8 protein-coding genes are annotated in these 12,185 nt (G+C 46.4%); 7 read left to right on the forward strand and 1 reads right to left on the reverse strand.

Features of this window, described 5'->3' with window-relative positions; translation table 11 throughout:
• Positions 1-144: 144 nt before the first annotated feature.
• The 7 genes from DR864_RS03035 to DR864_RS03065 all read left to right on the forward strand — a co-directional run bounded on the left by DR864_RS03035 (position 145) and on the right by DR864_RS03065 (position 10,757).
• On the forward strand, positions 145-1,140 hold the full coding sequence (locus DR864_RS03035) for a DUF2157 domain-containing protein (RefSeq protein ID WP_162793527.1): 996 nt from the start codon (positions 145-147) through the stop codon (positions 1,138-1,140).
• A 69-nt stretch (positions 1,141-1,209) separates the two neighbouring features.
• On the forward strand, positions 1,210-2,364 hold the full coding sequence (locus DR864_RS03040; protein ID WP_114065567.1) for a hypothetical protein: 1,155 nt from the start codon (positions 1,210-1,212) through the stop codon (positions 2,362-2,364).
• A gap of 92 nt (positions 2,365-2,456) precedes the next feature.
• A complete protein-coding gene (locus DR864_RS03045; protein WP_114065568.1) occupies positions 2,457-4,583 on the forward strand; it encodes an alpha-amylase family protein in 2,127 nt (708 codons plus the stop codon).
• A gap of 74 nt (positions 4,584-4,657) precedes the next feature.
• A complete protein-coding gene (locus DR864_RS03050) occupies positions 4,658-5,134 on the forward strand; it encodes a MarR family winged helix-turn-helix transcriptional regulator (protein WP_114065569.1) in 477 nt (158 codons plus the stop codon).
• A gap of 76 nt (positions 5,135-5,210) precedes the next feature.
• Positions 5,211-6,536: a TolC family protein gene (locus tag DR864_RS03055; RefSeq protein WP_114065570.1), complete on the forward strand. Its 1,326-nt coding sequence runs from the start codon at positions 5,211-5,213 to the stop codon at positions 6,534-6,536.
• 16 nt (positions 6,537-6,552) lie between these two features.
• Positions 6,553-7,611, forward strand: a complete 1,059-nt coding sequence (locus tag DR864_RS03060) for an efflux RND transporter periplasmic adaptor subunit (protein WP_114065571.1) — start codon at positions 6,553-6,555, stop codon at positions 7,609-7,611.
• Positions 7,612-7,637: 26 nt separating this feature from the next.
• Complete coding sequence (locus tag DR864_RS03065) at positions 7,638-10,757, forward strand: efflux RND transporter permease subunit (protein ID WP_114065572.1); 3,120 nt, start codon at positions 7,638-7,640, stop codon at positions 10,755-10,757.
• 97 nt (positions 10,758-10,854) lie between these two features.
• On the opposite strand, the gene DR864_RS03070 is transcribed toward DR864_RS03065, so the two are convergent.
• Positions 10,855-12,081 carry a 1-acyl-sn-glycerol-3-phosphate acyltransferase gene (locus DR864_RS03070; RefSeq protein ID WP_162793528.1) on the reverse strand — a complete coding sequence of 409 codons (1,227 nt, stop codon included), beginning with the start codon at positions 12,079-12,081 and terminating at the stop codon, positions 10,855-10,857.
• Positions 12,082-12,185: the final 104 nt, after the last annotated feature.

Raw genomic sequence — 12,185 nt, forward strand, 5'->3', positions numbered from 1 at the left:
AAAAATGAATTGTTAGACTAAATTAATGTGAAATAAGAGGTATATCATTGATAGATAGTCTTTTAGCGAATAAGTGCCGTGCAAAATAGGTACGGTAAATAAGTGCATTTTTTGATTTCATGCTAAATGAGCACCTTTGTTTATATGAACCCTTTATCATTTCTTTTGGATGAGTGGCAACAACGCCACCTCCTGACCGACGAGCAACGTGTGCAATTGGAAACGCACGAGCGCACTCGCCCCGTTTCGTTGTATATCTTGTTGCGCAGCCTGCTCTACGCGGGCATTCTACTGTTTACGTCGGGTGTTGGTGTGCTCATTTATAATAACATTGACACCATCGGCCATTCCGCACTCATTGCCCTTTTGGCGGTGCTGACTGCGGGAAGTTTCTTCTACGTCTACCGCACGAGCGTTCCATTTTCGCGGGGACTCATCGAAAACGAAGCCAAGTTCAGCGATTTTGCGTTGCTCATTGCCTGTACTTTGTTTCTGATGTTGGAAGGATATGTACAATGGCGCTACAATGTTTTCGGCACACGCTACGGTTTGGCGACGGTTTTGCCCGCTGTCCTTTTTCTGTTTTGTGCGTACCGTTTCGACCACCGCGGTGTTCTTTCGATGGGTCTGACGGCCTTTGCCTCTTGGGTGGGCATTACCGTTGCACCAATGGAAGTGCTGAGCAACAACGATTTTAACGATATGAGACTCATCGTGACGGGCGTGCTTTTGGGCGTTTTATACATTGGGGTGGGAGTGGCTTCGGAGAGAATGGACTTCAAAAAACACTTCTCGTTTACGTATTTGTTGCTCGGTGGAAACGTCTTTTTTATTGGTTCATTGGCTGGCTTGTTCCGTCAGGAAAGTTGGGCCTTTGGGTTTGCGTTGCCGATTACCGCAGGATGTTGGCTATTTGTAAATCATGCCCGACGCTCGCAGTCGTTTCTTTTCTTATTGATGGCGGTGGTTTACGGGTACATCGCATTTACGTACCTACTTTTTGAAGTGATGAACGAGGCGTTGTGGGCGTTTTTTGGGATGTTTTACGTAGCGGCAAGTACGGGAGGAGTGATTTGGTTTTTCCTGAATTTTAAAAAATTGTTGAAAGGAAGGGATGAGGAGCGGCCGCCGCTGCGGTGAGAAGTCAGGAGTAAGTCAAAAGACCTAATATTTATCATAAAAAACAGTATTCTATTTTTCTTATTCAACATGAAAGCTTACAACGAGACGCTTCTTCTGAACGAATACGCCCAAAAGATGGCCCAAAAATGGCATTCTGAGCGCTTGCTGTCGACGGAACAACTGGCGGAAGCCGTTCAATCGCACGCTCAAGTACCTTATAATCCCAACATATTTATCAAAATCGGCCTGTTTCTGTTTGGAAATGTTTGTTTCATGTTTGGAGGAGGATTTGTGTTTATGATTTTGGGTGAGGGGGGAGGATTTGCGTTCACGGCATTGTTGTACGGCTTGGGCGTAACTTTTTTGTTGCTCCGACTCATCAAACAGAAACAACTGCATTTTGCGGGGGTAGACAACGCGCTCATTTACGGCATCATTGGTGCCACGATGCCGCTCATTTTTGAACTGTATGATGCGCTGAAAATCAATGAATTTTGGGTAGGCGTGTTGTTTTGTTTACCCGTTTTGGTGGTGGTGGTTTATAGTTTTGGGGAGCCGTTGGTGGCGTTGGGGGCTTTTCTGTCGGGCTTGTTTATTCTGGCTTCCATATTAATGAAAACCCCCATTGGCAAGGCACTCCTGCCTTTTGCGTTGATGATTTACGCGGTGGTGTTTTTTGTCGTTACTCGAAATCTGAGCCAAAAATCAAGTGCTTTTTATTGGAAATTAGCCATTTATTGGGTCAACACTGCCGCTTTGGTGCTTTTTTATGCGGCGGGCAATTATTTTGTGGTTCGTGAGCTAAATGCCGAACTGAACGGACTCGGCTCGCCCTCTCCTGAGGTTGCCTTTGCGGGGTTGTTTTGGGGATTTACCCTTTTAATTCCTGTACTTTATCTGTACGGCGGTTTTCGCTGGCGCAACCGTACTTTGCTTTTGTTGGGTCTATTGGGCATCGTGGCTACGATTCTGACAGTCCGTTATTATCATGCCATGCTGCCCATTGAATGGGTGTTGATTTTGGTCGGTGTTGTGGCGGCAATTAGCGCGTTTGTCCTCATTCGTTCACTCAAAACGCCTAAATTCGGTTTTATCTATGCTCCAGAAAAAGACAATGACGAGCGTTTTGCGATTGAAATGGTCGTGATTTCTCAAATGACCCAAAATAGTCAATCGGTCGAAAAAGGTGTTGAATTTGGCGGTGGAGATTTTGCGGGAGGCGGCGCAGAAGACAAGTACTGAAGTTGCGGCCTCGCGAGTGGATGAGAGGGTAAATTTTCTTTTTTCGTTCCTTTCATTAGTTATACACCCCGAACGAACCCATCCAGACCTCAATGAAAAAGCTGTGCTTCGCGCTTTATTTTCTGCATCTTTTTTTGCCATCCCTTGCCCAAAAAAATACGATTTCTACCGCGCAATGGCCCGTCGATATGCCGTGGTGGAAAAAAAATAACCTGCGGGTCATTCAGACCAATTTGCCCGCATACGAAGCCGCAACGCTGAATCCTGATTCGTTACTCAAAGATTTGGAGGCTTGTTCGGCCAATACGCTACTCATCAACGCGGGCGGAATCATGGCATTTTATCCCACTAAACTGGATTTTCACTACACCAACCCTTACATGAAGGGAAATATGTTGGGCGACGTTATTCAGCGGTGTCATCAGCGGGGGATAAAAGTCATTGTGCGGTTTGATTTCAGCCGGGTACACGAAAGCATCTTCAAGGCGCATCCCGATTGGTGTTATACCTCGCCCAAAGGCGAGCGCATTATCAATACGGATATGTACGTGGTGTCAATCAATGCGCCGTATGTACAAGACCGAGCGTTTAAAATCATTGAGGAAGTGATTGATAATTACGGTATTGACGGTATTTTTCTCAACATGCCTGGGTATCAGGTCAATAACCCTTATGAGGGAAAATACCACGGCATCGACCAAAATGAATACGACAAAAAGCGTTTTGCGGAGTACAGCAACGGCCTGACCCTACCCACAGAAGAGAACAAAGCCGACCCCGTTTTTCAAAAATATTTGGCTTTTAAAAAGTTTACGGTCGAAGATTGGTCGAAGCGACTGCACGAATTGGTCAAATCAAAAAGCAATCAAATCGCGATTTGTACCTACATGGACAAGTACGTGGACATTATCCGCCACGAATCACAGACCAACAGCCTGCCGTATTGGCCGTATTCGGCCTCCGACAACGTGGGGAACGCCGTCAATTCCTTTCCTGACCACATCATTAGTAATAGCAGTATTCAGCAGATTTCGTTTCAGTCGCGCTACAATGCCGTGGAGTCTGAGGAGGTTTCCATTCGATTGTACGAAAATATCGCCAACGGCTCGGGGCTAGACATCAGCATGATGGGGGATATGCGCGGCTACGAAGACGAGCGGAATTATGACGTGATCAAAAAAGTCTACGCCCATCATAAAAAGTATGAGCCTTATTTTGGGAAATACACATCGGTGGCCAAAATCGCGGTGGTGGCACCGGGTGCGTGGCCGAGCGGCGCGCCGATGCAGGAGTATCGCGGCATTCAACTGATGCTCAAAGAAGCACATATTCCGTTTGATATTGTGGAAGACGCCCAAATTGAGCACTTGGCCGATAAGATGAAAAACTACCGCCTCGTAATTTTACCCGACATTACCTATTTGAGCAATGCCTCAATACAGGTATTGAAAGAGGCCTCTCAGCAGGGCGTAAATCTGATAGCAACCAACCAGACAATGTTTGATAACCCCGACGCTTTGCAGCAATTGTTTGGGGCAAAAATCATCAACAAAGACCATGAAGGCAGCGGTTTTTACCTGAAACCCGACAATAATGCGATGTTTAAGCGCTTTGTGAAGCAAAAAATGCTTTTCTGGAAGTTTAATTTAGGCTTGTATGACCTTTCAGGAACTGACAAACAATTCTTGCCCATCTTGAGCAAAGGCCGTCCCGGACCGCCCGAAATCATCGGCGGGCACGAGCCAACGGGCTATTTTGCCATGGGTTTGAAGCAACATTCGCGCAGCAAAGCGGTGATTTTGCCCGTTAATGTGGGGCGTTTGTATTACTTGCACGGGTACGAAGAACACAAGAATGTTGTCCTGGATGCCATTGATGCCGTTTATCCCGAAGCGACCCAACTGCTTCAAACCAACGCCCACGAGCGTGTGGAGGTGATTTTGAAAGAATACGTCAAAAACGTTCCCGAAAATAAAGACAAAAAATCGGCGGATGGCCTGATATTGCATTTGGTCAACATTACGGGCTTCAGCGGCAATACGTATTTTGAGCCTTTGCCTGTGTCCAATCTTTCCTTCAAAATTCAAACAGCCTTCAAACCTTCAAAAATATTCTCGATGGTCAGTAAACAGCCGATAGCGTACACTTGGAAAAACGGTTATTTGGAGTTTAAACTGAATAAGCTGGTTGATTTTGAAGGAATTGTGATTGATAAATAATGATTCATCCTATTACTTTGAAACTTTTTGAAAATAAATTAGGTTGACATATCAACAATATTTATTTTTGCGCCATGATAACGAATGAACAGCAAAGTATAAAGGAAAAAATATGGGGACAGCTGGGGCAATATTTGACCTTTAATATCAACCATGTGTCGCATTTGTTTGCTCGAAAGGTAAACCGAGAGCTTTCAAAATCTGGGTTTACGCTTCAAATCGAACAATTCCCCATTTTGTTTTTGGTCAATCATTCAACCGAAGGGTTGCTATCGCAGCAAGAGATTGCCAACTTTCTCCAGCGCGACAAATCGGGCATCCAGCGCTCTATTCGCACTTTAGAGCGCGATGGCTACGTCAGAATCGTGAGCGATGATACCGACCGACGTAAGAATTTAATTCAATTAACGCCCGCAGGAAAATTTACCATTGATAAAATCAGCGAGATGGCAGCTACCCTCAACCAAGAGGTAACCAACCAACTCACCCCTGAAGAAGTGTCAACGTTACTCACAATTTTGAGAAAAATTTCTGCCGCCATTGACAATTAGTTTTTTTTATTTAATTAGTTGATATGTCTACTATTGATATATCAACAATCCATAATTTTCTTTATTTTTTACAAAAATGAAACGTTTAGCAGCCTTTTTAATCATCACCTTCGGTGCAGGGTTAACCGCTTCAGCGCAGCAAAGTCGGTCGCTGAAAGAGTGCATCGACTACGGATTGCAGCATTTTGGTACGATGCGCGTGGCGCAGTACCAAGTCGAAACCGCCAACCAGCAGGCGCGGCAAGCACTGGGACAGTATTTGCCCCAAGTGTCAGGAACGGGAAACTTTACGGACAACCTTAAACTGCAAACCACGCTGTTGCCAGCGGGTTTTGCGGGCCCCGAGCCGCGACGTATTTCGTTGGGCTCTAAGTACCAAACCAACTTATCGGCGCAACTGACCCAAACGATTTATGACAAATCGCTGCTCATTGGCATCAAAGCCAACGAAGCCAATCAAAAATTGGCGGACCTCAGTGTGCGGCAAACCCGTGAGGAGATTATTTACAATATTGCGAGTAATTATTATCAGGTATTCATTGTGCAACAGCAGATTGCGTTGCTTAAAGATAATCTCGAACGCACGCAACAAGTACTTAATATCTTGAAATTACAGCGCGACAACGGCGTGATTCAGCCGATTGACTATACCAATACGGAGGTAAGTTTTAATAACACTCGCTCTCAACTTTCGCTCAGTGAAAACAACTTGGCACTGGCGCTCAACCGCCTAAAATACCAGATGGGACTGCCGCAGGAAGCAGAACTTACACTTTCAGATTCTCTTTTAATAAAGAAAGTACCCACGGTGGAGGAAGCCAATTTTAGTGCGCAGAGTTTGATTTCGTACCAGAAAGCAACCGCAAATCTGGACTTGCAGCGCTTGCAGTTGTTGCGGACCAAAGCGGGCTATCAACCCACGCTCAATTTTTCGGCGAGTTACGGAACGCTTGCATTGGGTAATCAATTGGCCGATGGCTTCCGCAATTTTACGGGCTTCGGTAGCATAGGGTTGCGGTTGAACATTCCCATTTTTGACGGATTTCAGCGTGACGCCCAGATTCAGCAGAATCGCTTGACGGTCATGACGCAAGAGGAGCAACTTCGGTTAAATACTGCTGCGTATCAGTTGCAATTCAGTAATGCCCAAACGCAGATTCAAAAATCGAAAACCAATATTCAAAACGACGACCGCAACGTAAAACTAGCGCAGGAGGTGTACAACATCACCACGCTGCAATACAAGCAGGGCACCAAATCGCTGACGGATTTGATCAATGCCGATAATTCGTACCGACAGGCACAGTCGAATTACATCAATTCACTCATCAATTTTTACCAAGCCCGACTTGATTTGGAACAATCGCAGGGCTCGTTACTCACTTTTTACAACCAACTTTAGAAATTTCAGCCGAACCATGAAAAAGACCACATTCATCGTCATCGGGGCTGTATTGGCCGTTATGGGCCTGATTGCCTTTCGCCTTTCTTCCAATAAAAAGAAGATTGACACCCAAAATCAATTACCTGCCACCAACGTCAACATCGCTATTCCCGTTACGGTCAGTCGCGTAGAAGAAGGCGATGTAAGTCAACAACTGATAAAAACGGGAAATTTAATTCCTTTCAAAGAAGCCGCTATTTCGGCCACCACCGCAGGTCGGGTAACCAACGTCAACTTTAACTTGGGCACACAGGTGAGCCAAGGAGCGGTGTTGGTTCAGGTAGACAACAAATTGAAGGAATTGTCACTAGAAGCTACTCAGCTTACCATCAGCAAGTTAAAGAGGGATGTTGACCGTTATAATACGCTGTTGGCGGGCAACGCCACCACCGAACTGCAAGTAAATGAGGTGAAGTACAATTACGAAAATGCCATAAATCAGGCAGAGCAAATCAAAAAACAGTTGCTTGACGCCACCGTAAAAGCACCCATCAGCGGCCGCATCGTTAAAAAAGACATCGAAGTGGGTGAGTTTATCAATGCTGGAGCCGTTCTCGGAACCGTTTTGGACGTCTCTAGGCTGAAAGCGGAAGTGCTGGTCAACGAAAGTGACGTGTATCAACTTCGCGTTGGGCAGTCGGTGCGGGTGAGCAGCGATATTTTTCCTAACCGGATTCTGTCGGGGACCATTTCCTACATTTCTCCGCAGGGAAACAGTGAGCATAATTATCCCGTCGAAGTGACGGTCAGTAATTCCCTTGGTTTGAAAGCAGGAACGTTTGTAAACGTAGATTTTTCGCAAAAATCAAATCAAAAAGCCTTGCAAATTCCGCGTTTGGCTTTGGTGGAAAGCCTCAAAAACCCTTACGTATACGTGGTATCGAACAACGTAGCGCAACAGCGTATCGTTAAAATTGGCCGTGAATTGGGTGATAAAATTGAAGTACTCAGCGGCCTTTCGGCGGGCGACACGGTGGTCGTAACGGGCCAACTCAACCTGAGTGAAGGCAAGCTGGTACAGATTACGAAATAACACACCCTCATTAAAATACTACAACCATGTCAATAACCGAGATTGCCGTTAAGCGACCACTACTGGTTACAACGGTGTTCATCGTTCTGATTTTATTCGGTGTTTTGGGGTATAAGCAATTGTCTTATAACTTATTACCGAAATTTGAAGCCAATGTCATCAGCGTGGCCACGACCTACATTGGGGCGTCGGCTGATGAGGTGGAAACCAACGTTACCAAACGCATCGAAGACGCGCTGTCGTCGCTCGAAGGCTTGGATAGGATGACCTCGATTTCGCAACAAGGCGTGTCGATTGTCACCATTCAATTGAAAAACGGCATTAATACGACCCTTGCCCAACAAGACGCGCAGCGGAAAGTGGAGCAGATTATTAACTTATTGCCCGATGAAGCCGACCGACCGATTGTCAATAAATTCTCGACCGACGAATTACCCGTTTTACGGATGGGCGTTACCGCCGATTTGTCGCCTACCGAGTTGTTTGATTTGATTGATGACGAGCTGAAACCGCAGCTTTCCAACGTTCCTGGAGTAGGACAAGTAAACCTGATTGGTGGCAATGAACGCCAGATTCAGGTCAACGTTGACAGTGAAAAACTCAAGGCGTACGGCGTCTCCATCGTGCAGGTTTCGCAGGCCATCAACAGTGCCAATACGAGTTATCCAGCGGGCCAACTCGAAACGCGGAATTCGCAGTATTCTATTCGTTTTGACGCCTCTGTCGAAACTACCAGCCGCATGAGAGAATTGGTGGTGGCGCGCCGGGCCGATGGAAGTCAGGTGTTACTCAAAAATGTAGCTGAAGTGGTCGATGCAACCGCCAAGCCCAGTGCCATCAACCACATCAACGCCAAGCCGTCGATTGGGATTCAGATTTTAAAACAATCGGATGCCAACGCCGTGTCGGTGAGTGAGTTGGTGCGGGCAAAAATTACGGTGTTGGAAAAACAACACGGTAAAAATAACCTTAAATTTACCATTGCTTCCGACCAATCGGTGTACACATTGGCCTCGGCCCACGCCGTAGTCGATGATTTGTTTTTGGCGATTTTGATTGTATCGGTCGTTATGCTGCTGTTTTTGCACAGTTTTCGCTCTTCGCTTTTTGTACTGGTAGCGTTGCCGTCGTCTATTTTGCCCACGTTTTTGCTGATGTACGTGGCGGGCTTCTCACTCAATTTGATGACGCTCATGGCGCTTTCGCTCGTGGTCGGGATTCTGGTGGATGACTCCATTGTGGTTTTGGAAAATATAAATCGACACCTTGAAATGGGCAAAGATAAACGCACCGCCGCCCTTGACGGACGGAGTGAAATCGGCTTTACGGCCCTCGCCATTACCTTGGTGGACGTGGTGGTATTTATTCCCTTGGCATTGACGGGAGGCCTGATTGGCAATATTTTAAGGGAGTTTTCGCTCGTGGTAGTTTTCTCTACTTTGATGAGTTTGGTGGTGTCTTTTACGCTGACTCCATTGTTGGTTTCGCGTTTCGGAAAAATGGAAACCCTGAATCCCAAGAGTTTGTGGGGCAAGCTCAACATAGGTTTTGAGCGCTTGCTCGACCGCATCATTGCTACTTACACGCATTATTTGAAGTGGGTATTGGGCCACAAGCGCTGGATGTATTTAGCGGTTATCGTGTTGTTTGTGGGTTCGGTTTCGCTGGTTCCGGCGGGCTTTATTGGGGCGGCTTTTATGCCCAAAAGCGATCAGGGTGAAATGAGCATTCAGTTGGAATTGGCACCGACGGCTTCTATTTACCAGACCAACGCCATGGCCCAACGTGCCGAGCAAATCATCATGCAACACCCAGAGGTGACAAACGTATTTTCGAACATTGGCTATACCAGCAGCGGTATCAGTACGGCCTCCAATAGCAACATTGCCGATATCAACGTGAAGCTCATTGATAAAAAAGAAAGGAAGTTCTCGACGGATGATTTTGGGCAGATGCTAAAAAAAGAAGTGGGTCAACTCCCGGGCGTAAAAGTGACCGTGAACGCGACCAGCATCGTGGGGTCGGCGCAGGCTCCAATTCAGATTGCCGTAAAAGGAACGAGCCTAGAAGTGATTCGGAAATCAGCCGCTGAAGTATTGAAAGTGGTACAATCGGTGCCTGGCACGCAGGACGTAAAATATTCGGTGAAAGACCCCAAACCCGAAATTACGGTAAATCTTAACCGCGAAAAAATGGCGCAACTGGGCATCAGTGCTTCCGACGTGGGTATTGCTTTACAAAATGCCTTCCGGGGAAACGATCGTTCTAAATTCAAACAAAACGGTAACGAATACGACATTCTTATCAGTCTGGACCAATTCGACCGCAGCAATTTAGAAGATGTCAGCAAATTGCTTTTTGTGAATAACCAAGGCAAATCGTTTGAACTGTCGCAGTTTGCTAAAGTGGAAGAAAAGGTAGGGGAAAGCGTGCTTGAACGTATCGACCGCTTGTCGTCCATCACCGTCAATTCGCAGGTAATCGGCCGTCCAGTGGGTACGGTGGGGGCTGATATTCAGAAAAAAATGGCGCAGGTAAAACTCCCCGAAGGCGTAACGGTCCAGTATCTAGGTCAATTACAACAACAATCCGACGCCTTTGGCAGTTTGGGATTGGCGTTGGGGATTGCCATTCTGTTGGTGTATTTCATCATGGTGGGCTTGTACGAAAGCGTTATTTACCCCTTTGTGGTTTTATTTTCCATTCCCGTTGCCTTGATTGGAGCCATCTTGGCTTTGGCCTTGACCATGGAAAGCATGACCGTTTTCTCCATTGTCGGGATGATTATGTTGCTGGGTTTGGTGGCTAAAAACGCAATTTTAATCGTTGACTTTACCAACCAATTGAAAGAGCAAGGCCACGACGTGATTCATGCGCTCATTGAAGCTGGAAAAGAACGGATGCGCCCCATTTTGATGACGACACTCGCGATGGTGTTCGGGATGTTGCCCATTGCGTTGGCCAGCGGGGCGGGTGCCGAAACTAAGAATGGAATGGCATGGGTAATTATCGGTGGACTGACCAGTTCTTTGATTCTCACGCTTTTTGTGGTTCCGGCCACGTATTTAATAGTTGACCGTCTCAAAGACCGTTTGACTGGCAAAGGACGCAAACCGCTAAAACCAGAAATGGCAGAAATTGCCTGATTTTTTTATCCACACCTACAATAGTTCAAGCCCGCATTGGTTCTCCAGTGCGGGCTATTTTTATGGGGTATGGGGAGTTCTAGAAAACTGAGTTTATTTACGAACGGAGTTTCCATAACTGCAGCGTTTCGCTCCACCAGCGCGCCCATCGGTGCGCAAAATAACCCGTAAAAGGCAGCGAAAGCGTGTACAACGCGGAAGTTTTTAAATCGGTGAAACCCAAAACAATGCCCCATTGAATCAGCCACACAAACGGGAAGGTAATGAGGGCAAACAGCACAAGGCGGATGGCGCTCGAAAACTGTTTGTCTTTGAGTTTTTTGGTAACATAAAACGGAATAGAATACGGTATAACGCTATTGAGCCAGCCATACAGCGCCACGGGAGCGCAGAGCAGCAAACCCAAGGTTTGTGAAACCAAGGCAAAAACGGAAGGTTTGGGTTGCCCGTAAATTTCGGCTTCGATGCCCCGTTTGGATAAAGTATGCTTTAGGTTTTTGGTTTCTTCCAGTCGCTTGTTGTAGGTTTCGGCATTGAGTTGGCGTAGTTGTTCCAGTCCTTTGGCTTTGTTGAGTACGTTATCCATCAAATCCCCGTCTTTTCGTATCTCGTTATCGGTCAGCCACTTGAGTGTGTCGTGGTGGGGTAGGTCGTCAAAATGCAGTATCTTGCTCTTGATTTCGTCCGACATGCGCTTCGTGAGTTGGGTCAGGGAGCGGGGTTGGTTTTGCTCGTATTCTGCCTTAAAGTCGCGGACGCTGAAGGGTTCTCCAAAATTAACGACCAATTTTTCGCCCATTTTCTGGCAGTTTGTGTAATACAGACCGCAGGGGAGAATTTGCAGGTTGAGGTTCCAATCGTGGGCCGTTTCGGCCTTAAATGCAATGCGGGCCAAGCCTTTTTTGAACGGTCGCAGGTGGTACTGTACTCCGTGATTGCCTTCGGGAAACGCCGCCAACGTACCACCAGCACCAAGAATATTGACGCACATTTGAAAAATCTCGTCGTTTTGCTGCATTTCATCCATGCCGTCGCGCAGGCGGTACACGGGCAGCATTTTTAGGTACATGAGCAGTTTTCGAACAAAATCTTTTTTGAAAATATCGGCGCGCGTTAAAAAATAGGGTTGACGAGCGCCCACATTCAGCACCACCGCCAAGGCGTCCATTAGCGTATTTTGGTGATTGGTGATGATTAAAATCGGGGTATTGGGAGCAAGGTCTGTTGGGAAATTCTTGATTTCTACTTTACGGTAAAAGATAACATTGTGCCAAAATCGAATATAAGAGCGAAGAGCGTGATAGAAAAAAAGATTATTAAACATTGCCGGCCGATGGGGTTTGGGATGATTGTTTCGGTGTTTTATATAAAAATACGGGTAAATGTGGCTGCAAAAGTAACCCATTTTTTGACATGAATCACGGCAAA

The organism is Runella rosea, from assembly GCF_003325355.1.
Taxonomy (GTDB): Bacteria; Bacteroidota; Bacteroidia; order Cytophagales; family Spirosomataceae; genus Runella; species Runella rosea.